We start from the raw sequence: 16,104 nt of genomic DNA on the forward strand, positions 1-16,104 counted from the left end.
AATTAGGGGGAATTCCTCGCTTATTTTTCAGCCTGACAAGGATTCCCCTCATTCAGGTCCTGGAAAATCCGCTCTTTTATAGCTGGGCAGTGAAGAAACCGCTTTGTTGTCAGGCACACTTTCCGCAATTTTTTTCCCAACTTTTTCTGTCGAAAAAACACTTTCCTGAAAAAGGAAAAGGGAAGGTGCCTAGCGAAGTAAGTAAGCAAATCAAAGGAGCTGGTGAAAATGGAAATCAGATTAGCGGGAACGGCAGATACTGAGGAAGTGTTCTTGGTTTTGAAAGGGGCGGCCCAATGGCTGCATGATCAACATTTTAGTCAATGGAGCTTTCTGCTCAGCGGCGGCGAGGATGGAGAAATCAAGCAGGCGATCCTCGACCGTGAAACCTATGTGCTGTGCGATAAAGGCAAGGTGAAGGCGACCTTCACCCTCTATGAGGGGCCATCAGGCTGGGACCGGCATATTTGGGACGGAGAAGCAGACGGAGCTATTTATCTTCACAGGCTTGCAGTTCATCCTGATAGCATGGGGAATGGACTTGGAAAAAAAGCAGTCGATTGGATCTGCAGGAAGTACAGCGGCACACCGCTGAGACTCGATTGTGTGGGTGACAATGAGAAGCTGAATGCTTATTATCAAGGACTCGGGTTTGTGCTGAAAGGCGTAACAGACAGCCATTCGCGGTATGAGAAGGCAGGGGCTGGAAAGTGAAGATAGAGGCAGTATTCCTCGACCGGGATGGAACAATCGGCGGGGATGATACCGTGCATTATCCAGGAAAGTTTGAATTATTTCCTTATTCCCGTGAGCTGATTGAGAAATTGAAGGGCAGCGGGTTCAAAGTATTTTCCTTCACGAACCAGCCGGGGATTGCCAGGGGGGAAGCGGCAGCTGAGGAATTTTTTGACGAGCTGCAGGATTTCGGCTTTGATGATGTTTATATTTGTCCCCATGCCCATCATGACGGCTGCAGCTGCCGGAAGCCAGCAGCAGGCATGCTTCTCAGCGCGGCTGAGAAACATCATGTGAATCTGGAGAATTGCGTGGTCATCGGCGACAGATGGAGCGATATGGCGGCGGCATCCAAGACAAAAAGCATGAAGATTCTTGTGAAAACGGGAGCCGGGATAATCACACTGAACGAGCATAGTGACAAACTGAAAGAAATTGAAATTGAGTATATTGCTGAAGATCTGCGGGCTGCGGTTGAGTGGCTGTATCTACAGCAGGGGACTGCTATTCCTACATAGAAGAACCGGGACGGGAGATATTCCCGTCCTTTCGTGCTCAAGCTACAATTCTTTGACTGGAAGGCATACTTCGCACTGATGATTCAATAGCATGGCACCGGTGTACCTTTCAAAAGCAGGCCTGTTATCGAGCTGGAATCCGAGGTTATGGAGGGATGGAAGGATTTCTGCCCAGAGTTTCTGAATCTCTTCTTCTGTATGCTGGACCTGGAATACAGCGTATTCTCCGCCAGGAAATTCACCTTCTTCAAGTGATGCGTCCATCCGAAAATCTTCTGGTATGACAATGCAGGCATCATACCGGCAGCATTCAGCTGGTGTTGTCTGCGGATGATCATGGGAAATACCGAGTATGATGGCGGATTCGTCCAGCAGGCTCTTTTCATTTGCCCACAGTTTCAATTCCTCCATCACATGCTGGTTGGCAGGTCCATAAGGGCCGGTCTGGCGTACATAGGCGATTCGATATTCAGGCACCATTTCAGTTTTGAAGTCCATCTTACATTCTCCTCTCTTTCCTGTACTGTCTTTGATGCTAGCATGATATAAAAAAATATTCACAGCTATTTTTTAAAAAATAGATCATTGATAGTGGGATAAAGCCCCGGGCGGAAGGACTATATCTGCGGGAAACTCCGTATATATTATGGACTAATGAATACGAGGTGGAGATATGAAGGCAATTGTATATAAAAAGTACGGTCCTCCAGAAGTCCTTCAGCTGAAAGAAATGGAAAAGCCAGTCCCAAAAGAACATGAGATCCTGATCAAGATCATGGCCACAACAGTCACCGCAGCAGATATCCGGGCGCGGAGCTTTACAGTGCCCCGCTCTGTGGTGCTGCCCGCGCGCCTTGCCCTTGGAATCCGGAAGCCGAAGAAAGCGATATTGGGTGCGGAGCTTGCCGGGGAAGTGGAAGCAGTCGGGAGGAATGTAAAGAAATTTAAGGCAGGCGATTCTGTTTTTGCTGCTTCACTGGAGGATTTCGGCGCTTATGCTGAATATATTTGCCTCCGGGAGGACGGGCCTGTATCAATCAAACCTGCCAGCATCACGTTTGAAGAAGCCGCCGCCATTCCGATTGGCGCGCGGACAGCTTTGTATTTCCTGCAAAGAGCCAATGTCGGGAAGGGCCAGAAGGTATTGGTGTACGGGGCTTCCGGCAGTGTCGGCAGCTATGCGGTACAGATTGCCAGACATTTGGGGGCAGAGGTTGATGCTGTCTGCAGCGGTCATAATCTTGAATGGGTAAAATCTCTTGGGGCCGGCAGGGTCCTGGAGTATCGTTCAGGGAACCTCCCAGTGGCGGACGGTGCCTATGATGTGATATTCGAAGCAGTGAACAAAAGTTCCTTTAAAGATTGCATGAAGTGGCTGAAAAAGAGCGGCACCTATATAAATGTCACAGAGCCGCTCCCCAGCGCGCAAATGCTGTGGGCTAAATGGAAGGGCGGCACGAAAATACTGCTGAGCCGCAATGCGCCGGAAACACCTGAAGCCTTAGACTATTTAGGAGAAATGGCGGCGGCGGGAAAGCTTAAGGTGAAAATTGACCGAAGCTATAAGTTAGATGAAATAGTTGATGCCCATCGGTATGTTGATGGCGGGCATAAGAAGGGGAATGTGGCGGTGTTAGTAAGCCGGGATCTAATAGACCCAGGCCCTGATGCTTCTTCCTTTGATTAAAGCAGAACGGGAGTAGATTTATTGTGGAAAAGTGGAAAACGTTAAAGTCGGAATATCTGCATCATAGCCCATTCGGCAATATCAGAAAAGACCGCTGTGAGCTGCCGAATGGGCTGGTTATAGATGATTATGTTGTTAACGAATTTTCAGATTGGGTCAACGCGGTTGTCATCACCAAGGAAAAGCAGATTGTGCTTGTAGAGCAATACCGCTATGCTGGCGGGGAGTTTTTTCTGGAGGTGCCTGCTGGTAAAAGAGAAGCAGGAGAGACGCATGAAGAAGGACTGATCCGGGAGGTCAGGGAAGAGACAGGCTATATGTCGCTGCAGAAGCCGATTTTTCTTGGCGAATTCATGGTCAATCCGGCCACGCAGAATAATAAAGTGATCTCTTATTTGATAGTGGATGCCTTTAAGCAATATGATCAGAAGCTTGATGATACAGAGGAGATCAGGGTGCAATTAGTGGATTTTGAGGAATTTGGGGATGTGCTGATGAGGCAGGAGCTTCCTGTGCAGCTGTTTACAGCGCATGCTTATTTGCTGGCGAAGAATTATCTGGCCAAAAGATTTGAAAATAATGAACATAGTTTTTAGAGGATGCGGCTTTAGCCTCTCCCATACTCAGCATGCAATTTTCTTTTACACTCGTCCCAAATGGGGATATTTCCTGATTCCCAGTGGATATATTCCAGCTCATCAGCTAATTTCCAGGATGCTTTCATAGCTTCTAAATGATGGCCGGTATTTCGGTAGTTCCTCATCATCTCTTTATTTTCCCAAACCGTCAGAGTCCAGAAGGTAGTCCAGCCTTCTTTGTTAAAAGAAGAGAATTTTAACCCTGGAGCTTTTTTTAATTGTATTGTTGATCTGAGTGTATGCAGAGAAAATCCCGGCAGTTTTCTTTTGCCACTTAAATGGAGCCTTGTCACTGAAATAAACATAGCATTCACTCCTGACAGCCTATAAGATAACAGCTCTAGACAGAAATCCCTCCCCAAAACAGGAGAGGGATTTTTCACGCAGAACTCAACCATAATTATAAATATTTTCCAATTATAAGTCTATATTTTATTTCTCTTTTCTTTAAAATGAGGCATATAGGATGCTATAAAAAATAGAGGGTGACGTTATGCTGTTTGATCAATCTCCTTATCAGTGCCGGGTGGAATGGGGAAAGCGGGGCGCGCGGGAGGCTGCTGCCCGGGGCGATATTATCATAGTTGTCGATGTTCTTTCATTTTCTTCTGCTGTTGTTTCAGCAGCGGCTTTTGGTGCGGAAATATATCCGTATCCTCCCCATCTGGATGGGCAGAAATATGCGGAAAGTCTGGGAGCTGAGTATATCTTTGGGAGGGCGGAAGCGGCGAAGCTGGGGAAGCCGACTTTGTCTCCTGTTTCTTTTAATAAAGAGCATGCAGGAAAAAAATATGTGTTGATCTCCCTGAATGGCGCCTATTGCACCTGGATCGGTGCTAAGGCGACGGCCGTCCTTGCAGGGTCACTGCTTAATGCATCAGCCGCTGCTGCTGCGGCTAATATACTGCAAAAGCAGCTTGGCGCCGGAATCACGATCATTCCGTGTGGAGAAAAATGGGCTGATTCCGGGGAGCATGAAGATGCTCTCAGGCCAGCAGTAGAGGATTATTTGGGGGCCGGTGCCATCCTCTCTTATTTAGATGGAGAAAAATCACCAGAGGCAGCGGTATGTGAAGGAGCTTTTCGGTCCGCGGAGCCTAAGCTGGCAGAATACTTATGGGAATGCGGCAGCGGCAGGGAGCTGCGTGCGCGCGGGTTTGAACAGGATGTGGTCCATTGCAGCAGGCTGGATGCCATGGATACTGTCCCTATTTTAAGAGGAAATTATTTTGTTTCCTTGCCGCAAACGGGTATATAAAGCAAAATGGGGCAGGCGGCTTGAATTTTAGACCCTATGAATGCTTCGGTTAAAATACCCACAAAGACCTGCAGCAGCTGCTGCAAAAAAGAAAGGCAGGCAACCTGGTGCTAAAATGGCTGAAGAAATACATCAAATTCGAAACAACAAAAAAATGGGGCTACACATACAAAAAGTCCGGCAATGGTGTGAGTGTGTCCTACAAAACCTTTACCGGTACAGATTTTTATAATTTCACATTCAAAAAGGGAGCCGAGGTTACGATTTCCTGCGAGGCAGTGGTTGAAGAGGGAGAACTGACGATTGAATGGAATGATGGAAGAGAGATGATATGGAGGAAGACTTTTAAAGAAAGCGGGAAGGAAACTTTTACAGCGGCGGCCTCAAGCCGGCTTCATGGCATTAACCTGATAGGTGCTGATGCTAGAGGCAGCTGTAGGGTTGAGTTTACCGATACGAAGGTTTAATATCTCCACAAAAAAAGCCCAGAACACAGCGCTCTGAGCTTTTTCAATCCTTCTCATCTGTATAAATACGTAATGCCCCAATGACAAACACAACTGGAAGAATCACCACACCCAATCGGAAAGGGCCGATGTCCAGTGTCATGAGCAATATAAAAACGGGCAGTCCAATCATGATAAACAGTGACATGAATTTAGTATAGCGGATTGCCGCCCGCGAAACTTCCGGTTCCTCGGTATACATCCATCTCTGCCCCTTAAGCACACTTTCTTCGGGGTTAATATAAGTCCAAAGCAGAAAGCCATATACAGGAATCATCAATACAATGAAGAGATAGGCTTCAACCATAAGAGGCCTCCCAAGTATGTCTTACTATTCATACGGGCGGCCTCCTGGAAAAGTTCCACATTATATCCGTGAAGTGTTTTTCTGAAAATCAACATCCTGATAATAACTGTTCTTCACCAATACATTCGGGCCAAGGCATTTAACAGCCGGGCAGTGGCAGTTGAGTTCAGCTGCGAGCTTTGTTTCCTGCCAGCTGTTGAAGATGTCAGGCAGGGCATCCCTCTGGATATTGCCAAGCGCAGGGGTGTCGCCGAAGTCGGTTACGATGACATCCCCTGTGAAGATATTGACGTTGAGCCGGGAGCGGCCGTCCGGGTCATTGCGGACGGTGACATTTTTGCAGCTGTACAAGCGCTTCAGGAGCTCCAGGTCCTCGTCGCTCGTGCTGCACGGATAAAACGGGAGGGTGCCGAACAGCATCCAGGTGTTTTCATCCCTCACATCCAGGAGGTGGTGGATTGCCTTCCTGATTTCATCAAGATTCAAAGTTTCCAGTGATGAAGCAAAATCTGATGGGTACATAGGGTGAATCTCATGCCTCTGGCACTTCATTTCCTCAGTAATCTGCTTATGTATGCTTTCGAGATATGGCAGGGTCCGTTTATTGAGCATGGTTTCTGCAGACACCATCACACCGGCATCCACCAAAGCGCGGCTGTTTTCAATCATCCGGTGGAACAGCCTGACGCGCTGCTCTCTTGTCGGCTTCCGTTCCATCATCGCAAATCCGCCTTCAATGAAGTCCTCCTCTGTTCCCCAGTTATGGGAAATATGCAGCACATCGAGGTAAGGGGCGATCAGCTCGTATCTGTCCATATCAAGTGTGAGATTACTGTTGATCTGGGTGCGGACGCCGCGCTCGGATGCATATTTGAGAAGAGGAAGCACATAATTCTCTACCGATTTTTTTGAAAGCATCGGTTCTCCGCCTGTGATGCTGATTGAGCGGAGGGCAGGGATTTCCTCAAGTCGCTTCAGCAGCAGGGGGAGGGGCAGGGCATTCGGGTCCTTCGGCTGCAGTGTATAGCCGACGGCGCAATGCTCGCATCTCATATTGCAGAGAACTGTAGTTGTAAATTCAATATTGGTTAATGTCAGCTTGTTATATTGTTCCATATCCATATAAGCTTCCCATGGATCGTGGCTCGGTGTAATGCTTGTTTTTTCAATAATCATGCGGTATCTCCTTCTAAAAATGTCCTTAATCATTACTATGCCGTGAAGACTATGTCAATGATTTTTTGCGTCCCTCTGAAAAATCATAGTTTATGAATCTCTCAAAATGGGAAATAACCTAGTAATGATAGCATAAATCAAGAGGAGGAATGCAAGATGGCACAGCAATTTGGCAGTACGAATACGAATTCTGAAAATACTGGAACGAGCGCGGGTGTATCTGTACCAGGAACTGGAACAAGCGCGGAATCAAGAACAGGTACAAGCTCAAACACAGGCATGTCAACAAGCGTAAACCCTGACACTTCGAGCACCAATTCAGGTACAGGCTCAAACTTTAGTACAGGTACAAGCTCAAGTTCAAGCTTCAGCTCAGGCTCAAATTCAAGCAACCACTATGGTTCAACGAATGACAACAGCAAGCTCCTGAAAGGGATTGTGCTTGGCGGGATTGTCGGCGGAGCCCTTGCCCTGCTCGATACTTCAACACGCAACAAAGTGATGGGCACTGCGACTGACCTGAAGGATTCTTCTATGAAAATGTTCAATGAAGTAAAGGAAAACCCTGGTGAAGCCAAGGATAATATGATCAGCCAATTCAAGTCTGCATCTTCGACTTTGAAAGAAGCGATCAGCGATGCCCAGAAGCTGTACGAGCGCGTTAATAATGACGTATTCGGAAAAGTGAATGAGTTTAAGGGCATGTCAGGTGATGCGAAGTCTAACTTCCAAGACGCGAAAAGCGGTCTCATGGACGCAAAGGACGATCTGATGGATATCGGCAGCAAGGTAAAAGATGCCGGCTCTGAACTGGTTGAAAGCCCAGTGGGCGGTTCAGGCTCATCTGACAGCACAAGCTCGTCAAACAGCTCTGACAGCTCATCTTCAACTTCAAACAGCAGCAAGTCAAACACTTCAAGCTCAAATGGAACAACTGCGTTCTCAAGTGATTCCAGCAAGAGCACAGCGACTGCAACTCCATCTACTCAAAAGAACAGCAAAAACCTTTAATAGATCAGATCATCCAGGGGCGGCATCAATCAGATGCCGCCTTTTTGTGCGTGAATTACATTATCTGGCCGCGCTGGAAACTTCTTAACTGCCGCTCTTCGTTTCTCTTTTGAAGAGAAGGGGTATTGATTGATACAAGAGTAAAGCCAATTGTACTGGAGGAATATAGATGATGTTTCGCAAAGGAAAGAACATGACAGCGGAGGATGAAAAAACTTCACATGAAAGGGAGAGTGCAGAAGGAACGAAAGCGATGGTGGCGGCGCCGCATCATGTGGCAGCTGACATTGGCGAGAAGATTTTAAAACAAGGCGGAAACGCGGTCGACGCGGTCATCGCCATTCAATTTGCCCTTAATGTCGTTGAGCCGATGATGACAGGGATCGGCGGCAGCGGCTTCATGATGGTCTATGACAACGAGAAGAAGGATACCAAAATCTACGACGGCCACACAAGAGCGCCTAAAGCGGCACATCCGAAAATGTTCCTCGATGAAAATGGCGAGGTCATCCCGTTCCGTGAGCGGAGCACACATGCCACAGCAGTCGGGGTTCCCGGCATCCTGAAGGCGATGGACGAGGCCCTTAAAGCGCACGGAACCATGAAGCTGGCCGACCTCATCCAGCCGGCAATCGAAATTGCGGAAGAAGGAATTGAAGTCAACTGGGTGCTTGCTGAAGCGCTCGAGAATTTCCACTACCGCCTCGGCCAGCATGCGAAGGATTTCTTTATGCCCGAAGGGAAAGCCCTGAAGGAAGGCGACATTCTGGTGAAAAAGAAGCTGGCCAGCACATTCAGGACCCTGCAGGAAAAAGGGGTTGAGGCTTTTTATGAAGGAGAAATTGCTGAAGCCATCATCAAGGCGCTGGATGATCTCGACGGGTTCATGACACTGGATGACTTGAAAAATTACCGCGTAACGGTAGATGAGCCGATCTGGGGCGAATACCGCGGCTATAAGATCGCTTCTTCAGCGCCTCCAAGCGCCGGCGGACTGACAGTGATCCAGATTCTCAAGCTTCTTGAAAAATTTGACCTCAAGCAATATGGTCCGAAATCATGGGAAAAGTACTATCTGTTCACAGAGGCCATGAGGATTGCTTTTTCCGATAAAATCGCCTTCAACACGGATCCGGAGTTCGAGGATATGCCGATCAAGGGCCTTCTTCACGATGACTATATAAAAGAGCGCCAGAAGCTGATCAATTTTGAAAGAAGAAATGACGCGGTTGATTTCGGCAATCCGTGGAAATACGAAGACGGCGAGCCGAAAAAGGTAATCCGCCAGCCGGATGATCTGGAAAAGAGCGAAACGACGCACTTTACCGTCCGCGACCAATGGGGCAATATTGCCGCTGTCACCTCGACGGTTGAGCATCCATTCGGTTCAGGGATCTTCGTACCGGACCATGGCTTTATGCTGAATAATGAACTGACTGACTTTGATGCCAATCCTGGTGGCATCAACGAGGTAGAGCCTGAAAAGCGTCCGGTCAGCTGTAAAAGTCCTACGATTCTTTTCAAGGACGGTGAACCGGTCCTTACCCTCGGATCACCGGGCGGACCGACGATCATCGCATCTGTCTTCCAGACGATCGTCAATGTCATCGACTTTGGGATGGATCTGAAGGATGCTGTTGAAGAGCCGCGCATTTTCGCAGCCACCGGCCCGCTCGTCGAATGGGAGCCAGGAATCAGTATGGAAGCAAAGGGTGAATTGGAGTCCCGCGGATATGAATTCGGGGACAACCCGAGCCGGATCGGAAACGTCCAGGCTATTAAAATTGATAAAAAAGCAGGCAAGCTTTACGGTGCGGCTGATTCGAGCCGAGAAGGAAAAGCAGTCGGGCTGGAATAATAAAAAACAGGCTGCCTTTCCCGGCAGCCTGTTTTTCTGTTATTTTTTGCTGATGTTCTGCAAGGTGGAGGATTCCTCTTTATCCGACTTCTTAATGACTGAAAAAGATCCGTCGGACTCAAGCACAACCGCTTCTGCTTGTTCAAGCGAGGAGAGGCCCTGGCTCCTTGCGGCCTGGAGGATCTCCACTTCCAGAACACGCTCTTTCTTCATTTCATCGCGAAGATAGCTGCCTTTATAGTATAAAAGCGTCGGATTCGATTTGATCAGCTTGCTTACGGTCTTGCTATGGACAGAAGTCCAGGCCACCAGGTATTGAAGCCCGATGAGGACGCAAAAAGCGGTGAATCCTTCGACCAATGCCACTTTTTTATTCAAAAGGATTGTGGCGAGCGTCGAACCGAGTGCGACCGTCACAATCAGGTCGAAGGCATTCATCTTCGACAGCGTCCGTTTTCCTGAAATACGGAGCACAAGAATGAGCAGAAGATAGCTGCATATCCCGACGATCACCGTTCTGTATACATTATCCCAGCTGTTAAAAAACATCATATACCTCCCAGTAGTCTTTACTTAGCCTTTTTCCTCCCAGATTGCCGCTGAAACATCCAGGAGGTTTGGGTTATACTAAAATTCGTCAGCATTTGCGAAAAATCGATATTTCCGGTAAAGTAAAAAGAGCATTTCGGGTGCCTGCGACAGGCACCGGTATGAAAGGAGAGATTGCTTTGGGCAGTCCAATACAAGATAAAAACCAGCAGGTTACATTCCTAAAGCACCGCTTAAATATGTTCATGGATGTCCTGGATGCGATAGATCCAGAGGACACAGAGCTTGAAGACATAGACCGTCTGATCGAAATGATCGACGAACTGGAATCTAAATGTAAAGAATTTAATAACCGCGAAGAGTAGGAGGGAGCCCTGGTTTGAGGGCTCTTTTTATTTTAGGCTGTGCGGCTGTCAGGTGGCTGGTCGCAAAAAAAGGTTGAAGGCCGCGATATGGTTGAAGTCGCAAATAAAAACCAAAACTCGCAAATATATCCGGAAACTCGCAAATAAAACGAAAATGTCGCAAATATCTACAAAAACTCGCAAATATCCCCGGCCGCCGCACCCCACAGCCCAGCAAACACACCCCTGTAACCGATTTCACCTTACCCTTTAAATCACCAAAGGATAGGAGTATAATAAAATCGTGAAAATTCGTACAGAAACAGAAGATTTTTGAGGGGAACGAAAGGGAAGGGGATCTTGCTGTGAATTTCGAGACATTACAGGAAAGCATGTACCAGTTGATTGTGGAGACTTCTACGAACCTGCCGAAGGATGTGCGCCGCGCGATCAAGAGTGCGAAGGAGCGCGAGAGTGCCGGCACGCGTTCGGCGATGAGCCTTGGGACGATTACGAATAATATTAAGATGGCGGACGATAATGTATCGCCGATATGCCAGGATACAGGCTTGCCGACTTTCAAAATCAAGACGCCGGTCGGTGTGAACCAGCTGGAAATCAAGGAAGCGATCAAGAACGCGATCGCGCTTGCAACGAAAAACGGGAAGCTGCGCCCGAACTCTGTGGATTCACTGACAGGAGACAACAGCGGCGACAATCTTGGTGCCGGCACGCCGGTCATCAAGTTTGAGCAATGGGAAAAAGATTATATCGACGCGCGCCTGATCTTAAAGGGCGGCGGCTGTGAAAATAAAAATATCCAGTACAGCCTTCCATGCGAGCTGGACGGACTGGGCCGCGCCGGCCGCGATTTGGACGGCATCCGCAAGTGCATCCTGCATTCTGTGTACCAGGCACAGGGACAGGGCTGCAGCGCCGGCTTCATCGGCGTCGGCATCGGCGGCGACCGCTCTTCCGGCTATGACCTGGCCAAAGAGCAGCTGTTCCGTTCCGTGGATGATGTGAACCCGCATCCAGACCTGCAGAAGGTGGAAGAATATGTACTCGAAAATGCCAACAAGCTTGGCATCGGCACAATGGGCTTCGGCGGCGAAACAACCTTGCTCGGCTGTAAAATCGGTGTCATGAACCGCATCCCGGCCAGCTTCTTCGTTTCAGTCGCTTATAACTGCTGGGCATTCCGCCGTCTCGGCATCAGCATTTCTCCTGCAACAGGTGAAATCAATGAGTGGATGTACCAGGAAGGCGAGAAAATCGACTTCGCCCCGACAGAAGCCGAGCTTGAATCAGCGGCTGCTGTAGAAGAAACTGCTCAGAATGTGGTGACGCTGCAGGCGCCGATCACGGAAGAGCAGATCCGCGCGCTCAACGTCGGCGACGTCGTGCAGATCAACGGCATGATGTACACCGGCCGTGACGCGATCCATCACCATCTGATGGACCATGATGCACCGATCGACCTTAATGGCCAGGTCATCTACCACTGCGGTCCGGTTATGATGAAGGATGAAGCAGGCGAATGGCATGTCAAAGCGGCAGGGCCGACGACAAGCATCCGCGAGGAGCCTTACCAGGGCGACATCATGAAAAAATTCGGCATCCGCGCCGTGATCGGCAAAGGCGGAATGGGGCCGAAAACACTGGCAGCCCTCCAGGAGCATGGCGGCGTTTATCTCAATGCCATCGGCGGCGCAGCCCAGTATTATGCAGACTGCATCAAAAAAGTCGAAGGCGTTGACCTGATGGAATTCGGCATTCCGGAAGCGATGTGGCATCTGAAGGTTGAAGGCTTCACAGCTGTCGTAACGATGGATTCACACGGCAACAGCCTCCACCAGGATGTGGATAAATCTTCACTTGAAAAGCTGTCCCAATTCAAAGAACGGGTTTACTAATAAGAAAAGAAAGCGGGGAGCCAGATGCTTCCCGCTTTTTCTAATGTTTGACAGAATGCTACCGCCCATTTTCACAAACACTAAACCTAAAAGGTTTGAAGGAGGAAATGGGATGAGATACGGGAAGCAGCTGATGCTGGCCCTTGTGCTGTTTTTTGCCGGGAGTGCTTCTGCCCACGCAGGGACCGCCAATTCACCGATCCACTGGGGCTTCAAGAAGGCAAGCAACGAAGTGCCGGCCGAGGCAGGCAAGCCGCTCGATGATCTGCTGGAGCGGTACGGGTCTTATTATAAAGGGGATACAAGCAAAAAGGATATTTACCTGACATTTGATAACGGCTATGAAAACGGCTATACCGAGAAGGTTCTTGACGTTTTGAAAAAAGAACAGGTTCCGGCCGCCTTTTTCGTGACAGGCCATTATTTGAACAGCGCCCCGGACCTCGTCAAGCGGATGGCGAAGGAAGGCCATATTGTCGGCAACCACTCCTGGCACCACCCGGATATGACGCGGATCAGCGATGAGAAGCTGGCGAAGGAGCTGGAGATGGTGCGTGCCAAGACGGAGGAGCTGACAGGCATCAAGCAGATGTCGTACCTGAGGCCGCCGCGCGGCGTTTTCAGCGAGCGCACACTCGACCTTGCGAAAAAGCAGGGCTATACCCATGTATTCTGGTCGCTTGCCTTCGTCGACTGGCATACGAACGCACAGAAGGGCTGGGAATATTCCTATAACAATATCATGAAGCAGATTCACCCCGGCTGCATCCTCCTGCTGCATACCGTCTCAAAGGACAATGCCGACGCATTGGAAAAAGCGATCCAGGATCTGAAGAAAAGGGGCTATACGTTTAAAAGCCTTGATCAATTGGAGATGAATAAAGCGTTCGAACATGATATGCTGTACTAGACACCTGCCCAAATCATCATGGATTTGGGCTTGTTTCTTGGGAGCAGCATACCTCCCGGTGTTATAATAAGGGTAAAAAACACAAGGGATGGATGCAAGTTGGCTATTTTTCAAATGAAAGGACCTTATAACTTTGATCTTGTATTGGACAGGCTTTCGCTTGATCCGCTTCATGCTGTTGACAAGGAAAAGCGGAGCGTGAAGGTTCCTTTGATGATTGAAAATGAACCGATCGCTGCAGAGGTGACAGCGACGGGAACAACTGAGCATCCGGAATTCATCATAAACGGCATAGATGGAAAACATAAAGAAAAAGCGGAAGAGCGCCTGGCGAAGATCTTTCAATGGCATATCCCGCTTGAGGATATCCATACCCATTTCCAGGCTACAGAGCTGAAGGCGATTTTTGACGAGCATTACGGCACACCGGTCGTGCTCGATTTCGACCCGTACGGCTGCCTGCTGAAATGCATCATCCACCAGCAGCTCAACCTGTCCTTTGCCTTCACACTGACGAAGCGGTTTGTCGAAGCATTCGGCTTCCAAAAAGACGGCGTCTGGTTCTACCCGCGCCCAGAAACAGTGGCAGCCCTGACGGTAGAGCAGCTTCGTGAGCTACAGTTCAGCGGGAGGAAGGCAGAGTACGCCATCGGCCTCTCACAGGAAATCACCGAGGGAAGATTGAATCTTGAGGAGCTGGCAGAAGAGCCGGACGAAATGATCATGAAAAAGCTCATCAAAATCCGCGGCATCGGCCCGTGGACGGTCCAGAACTTCCTGATGTTCGGACTCGGTCGCCCCAATCTTTTCCCGAAGGCAGATATCGGGCTGCAAAATGCCCTGAAGAAATTATATAAGCTTGAAGCAAAGCCGACCCACGAGCAGATGGATGAATATATGCTCAGCTGGGATCCTTATCTAACCTATGCTTCCCTGTATCTATGGCGAAGCATTGAATAAATGGAGTGAAGCAGCACGATGAAAAACGAACAAACCGTGAAAATACAAGAAAAGCAGACCTTCCCGCTCACAATCAAGCGGCTCGGCATCAATGGGGAGGGCGTCGGCTATTTTAAAAGACAGGTCGTCTTCGTGCCAGGTGCACTGCCAGGCGAAGAGGTCGTAGTCGAAGCGACAAAGGTGAGCCCGAAATTCGCCGAAGCCAAAATCAAAACGATCCGCAAAGAGTCCGAGTACCGCGTCCAGGCGCCATGCCCGGTCTATGAGCTGTGCGGCGGCTGCCAGCTGCAGCATCTCCGCTATGACCGGCAGCTGCAGGAAAAGCGCGACATCGTCATCCAGGCCCTCGAACGCCATACGAAGCTTCCGGTAGCAGGGCTCGACATCCGCGACACGATTGGCATGGAGGATCCGTGGAACTACCGCAACAAAGCGGCCTTCCAGGTGGGCCAGGAGGATGGAAAAATCATTGCCGGCCTCTATGGGCTCAACTCCCATAACCTGATTAACATCCCGCAATGCGTCGTGCAGCATCCGCATACCAACAAAGCGATCGGTGTCGTCAAAAAGGTCATGAACAAAATAGGCATCTCTGTCTATAACGAAAAGACGAAAAAAGGAACCGTCCGCACCATCATGGCCCGGACCGGCATCCAGAGCGGCGAGCTCCAGATCGTCATCATCACATCAACCAAGGACCTTCCGAAAAAAGAGCAGCTCATCACAGAAATCACCAAAAGGCTGCCGCAGGTCAAATCAATCATGCAAAACATCAACGGAGAGAAGACATCCCTGATCTTCGGAAAAGAAACGCGCCATATGCACGGGGAAGAATACATCCAGGAAACACTCGGCGACCTGTCCTTCGAGCTGTCCGCCCGTACCTTCTTCCAGCTCAACCCCGAGCAGACCGTCAAGCTCTATAACGAAGTCAAAAAAGCCGCCAGCCTCACAGGCAAAGAAAAAGTCGCCGACGCCTACTGCGGCGTAGGCACCATCGGCCTCTGGCTCGCAGACCAGGCAGGCGAAATCCGCGGAATGGACATCATCCCAGAATCCATCCAGGACGCCAAGAAAAACGCCGCCCGCAACAACATCCAACACGCCAAATACGAAACAGGCAAAGCCGAAGTCCTGCTTCCGAAATGGATGAAAGAAGGATGGAGACCGGACGTGATTGTGGTTGATCCGCCAAGGACCGGGCTTGACCAGGCACTGCTGAAAACGATTTTGAAGGTGAAGCCTAAGAAAGTTGTGTATGTGTCCTGTAATCCGTCGACATTGGCGAAGGATATTGCAGTGCTGGATCCGGAGTATAGGGTGGAGTATATGCAGCCGGTGGATATGTTTCCGCAGACGGCGCATGTTGAAGTGGTGAGTGAATTAGTATTGAGGAGTGGAGCAGGTTCCTGAGGAGGGGGCCTGTTTTTTATATATAGAATAAAGTATTTGCTCTTCAAAAATAAAAACACCCATTAAGGGTGTTTACTTTTTATTACTGTGTTATATCTAGAAGCCAAAGTCATCTTCTTCTTTTGTAGCTCCTGTTTCTTGCAAAGTCTCTTCTAATGTTTCCGGAATAAAATTTCTTTCTAATAAAAAGTAATATCTAGCTTCCTCTAATTGCTTCCATTCATATTCATCAACAATGCCCATTATTGGATAATCATCAAATACCATATCATTTAATTCATGAAGAATTTTCTTTTTATTAAAGTGCTCAACTGTATC

Annotated in this window: 19 protein-coding genes; 13 read left to right on the forward strand and 6 right to left on the reverse strand. The window is 48.9% G+C overall.

Annotated features, from left to right (window positions below):
• Positions 1–228 precede the first annotated feature (228 nt).
• Positions 229–714, forward strand: coding sequence for a GNAT family N-acetyltransferase (locus RBB45_RS10600; protein ID WP_009792109.1), 486 nt, complete (start codon positions 229–231; stop codon positions 712–714).
• Entirely contained in the window at positions 711–1,253 is a 543-nt protein-coding gene (locus RBB45_RS10605) for an HAD-IIIA family hydrolase (protein ID WP_009792108.1), read from the forward strand. The genes RBB45_RS10600 and RBB45_RS10605 overlap by 4 nt, the downstream gene beginning before the upstream one ends.
• Before the next feature lie 42 nt (positions 1,254–1,295).
• Here RBB45_RS10605 and RBB45_RS10610 read toward each other — a convergent pair whose 3' ends face one another.
• A complete protein-coding gene (locus RBB45_RS10610; protein ID WP_306009552.1) occupies positions 1,296–1,751 on the reverse strand; it encodes an AraC family transcriptional regulator in 456 nt (151 codons plus the stop codon).
• 175 nt (positions 1,752–1,926) lie between these two features.
• Between RBB45_RS10610 and RBB45_RS10615 the strand changes: the two genes are divergently transcribed.
• Together RBB45_RS10615 and RBB45_RS10620 are read left to right on the forward strand one after the other, a co-directional pair.
• Positions 1,927–2,940 carry an NAD(P)-dependent alcohol dehydrogenase gene (locus tag RBB45_RS10615; protein WP_306009553.1) on the forward strand — a complete coding sequence of 338 codons (1,014 nt, stop codon included), beginning with the start codon at positions 1,927–1,929 and terminating at the stop codon, positions 2,938–2,940.
• 23 nt (positions 2,941–2,963) lie between these two features.
• Positions 2,964–3,536, forward strand: coding sequence for an NUDIX hydrolase (locus tag RBB45_RS10620; RefSeq protein ID WP_009792105.1), 573 nt, complete (start codon positions 2,964–2,966; stop codon positions 3,534–3,536).
• An 11-nt stretch (positions 3,537–3,547) separates the two neighbouring features.
• Here the strand turns inward: RBB45_RS10620 and RBB45_RS10625 are convergent, their stop codons facing one another.
• Positions 3,548–3,883, reverse strand: coding sequence for a hypothetical protein (locus RBB45_RS10625; RefSeq protein ID WP_009792104.1), 336 nt, complete (start codon positions 3,881–3,883; stop codon positions 3,548–3,550).
• Positions 3,884–4,071: 188 nt separating this feature from the next.
• Between RBB45_RS10625 and RBB45_RS10630 the strand changes: the two genes are divergently transcribed.
• Together RBB45_RS10630 and RBB45_RS10635 are read left to right on the forward strand one after the other, a co-directional pair.
• Positions 4,072–4,836, forward strand: coding sequence for a 2-phosphosulfolactate phosphatase (locus tag RBB45_RS10630; protein ID WP_009792103.1), 765 nt, complete (start codon positions 4,072–4,074; stop codon positions 4,834–4,836).
• Between the two features lie 107 nt (positions 4,837–4,943).
• On the forward strand, positions 4,944–5,303 hold the full coding sequence (locus RBB45_RS10635) for a hypothetical protein (protein ID WP_306009554.1): 360 nt from the start codon (positions 4,944–4,946) through the stop codon (positions 5,301–5,303).
• A gap of 43 nt (positions 5,304–5,346) precedes the next feature.
• Here RBB45_RS10635 and RBB45_RS10640 read toward each other — a convergent pair whose 3' ends face one another.
• Positions 5,347–5,649, reverse strand: a complete 303-nt coding sequence (locus RBB45_RS10640) for a hypothetical protein (protein WP_009792101.1) — start codon at positions 5,647–5,649, stop codon at positions 5,347–5,349.
• 60 nt (positions 5,650–5,709) lie between these two features.
• Positions 5,710–6,825 (reverse strand): radical SAM/CxCxxxxC motif protein YfkAB, encoded by a 1,116-nt coding sequence (gene yfkAB, locus RBB45_RS10645; protein WP_306009555.1) that lies wholly within the window; start codon positions 6,823–6,825, stop codon positions 5,710–5,712.
• A 156-nt stretch (positions 6,826–6,981) separates the two neighbouring features.
• On the opposite strand from yfkAB, the gene RBB45_RS10650 reads away from it, so the two are divergent.
• Both RBB45_RS10650 and ggt read left to right on the forward strand, forming a co-directional pair.
• Positions 6,982–7,836 (forward strand): hypothetical protein, encoded by an 855-nt coding sequence (locus RBB45_RS10650; RefSeq protein WP_306009556.1) that lies wholly within the window; start codon positions 6,982–6,984, stop codon positions 7,834–7,836.
• Between the two features lie 169 nt (positions 7,837–8,005).
• Positions 8,006–9,694 carry a gamma-glutamyltransferase gene (ggt, locus tag RBB45_RS10655; RefSeq protein ID WP_306009557.1) on the forward strand — a complete coding sequence of 563 codons (1,689 nt, stop codon included), beginning with the start codon at positions 8,006–8,008 and terminating at the stop codon, positions 9,692–9,694.
• A gap of 39 nt (positions 9,695–9,733) precedes the next feature.
• On the opposite strand, the gene RBB45_RS10660 is transcribed toward ggt, so the two are convergent.
• On the reverse strand, positions 9,734–10,243 hold the full coding sequence (locus tag RBB45_RS10660; protein ID WP_483861643.1) for a DUF421 domain-containing protein: 510 nt from the start codon (positions 10,241–10,243) through the stop codon (positions 9,734–9,736).
• A gap of 179 nt (positions 10,244–10,422) precedes the next feature.
• On the opposite strand from RBB45_RS10660, the gene RBB45_RS10665 reads away from it, so the two are divergent.
• From RBB45_RS10665 to rlmD, 5 genes are all read left to right on the forward strand, one after another.
• Entirely contained in the window at positions 10,423–10,608 is a 186-nt protein-coding gene (locus RBB45_RS10665) for an SE1561 family protein (protein ID WP_009792096.1), read from the forward strand.
• A 371-nt stretch (positions 10,609–10,979) separates the two neighbouring features.
• Positions 10,980–12,503: a fumarate hydratase gene (locus RBB45_RS10670; protein WP_371931569.1), complete on the forward strand. Its 1,524-nt coding sequence runs from the start codon at positions 10,980–10,982 to the stop codon at positions 12,501–12,503.
• Positions 12,504–12,615: 112 nt separating this feature from the next.
• Entirely contained in the window at positions 12,616–13,413 is a 798-nt protein-coding gene (pdaA, locus tag RBB45_RS10675) for a delta-lactam-biosynthetic de-N-acetylase (protein WP_306009560.1), read from the forward strand.
• Between the two features lie 114 nt (positions 13,414–13,527).
• Positions 13,528–14,373 carry a DNA-3-methyladenine glycosylase family protein gene (locus tag RBB45_RS10680; RefSeq protein ID WP_306009568.1) on the forward strand — a complete coding sequence of 282 codons (846 nt, stop codon included), beginning with the start codon at positions 13,528–13,530 and terminating at the stop codon, positions 14,371–14,373.
• 18 nt (positions 14,374–14,391) lie between these two features.
• Positions 14,392–15,786, forward strand: coding sequence for a 23S rRNA (uracil(1939)-C(5))-methyltransferase RlmD (gene rlmD / locus RBB45_RS10685; protein WP_306009561.1), 1,395 nt, complete (start codon positions 14,392–14,394; stop codon positions 15,784–15,786).
• 96 nt (positions 15,787–15,882) lie between these two features.
• Here rlmD and RBB45_RS10690 read toward each other — a convergent pair.
• Positions 15,883–16,104 (reverse strand): hypothetical protein (locus tag RBB45_RS10690; RefSeq protein ID WP_306009562.1); only part of this gene is annotated, 222 nt, incomplete at its 5' end.

Source organism: Bacillus sp. MMSF_3328, assembly GCF_030733525.1.
In the GTDB taxonomy this organism is placed as follows: Bacteria; Bacillota; Bacilli; order Bacillales; family Cytobacillaceae; genus Bacillus_AB; species Bacillus_AB infantis.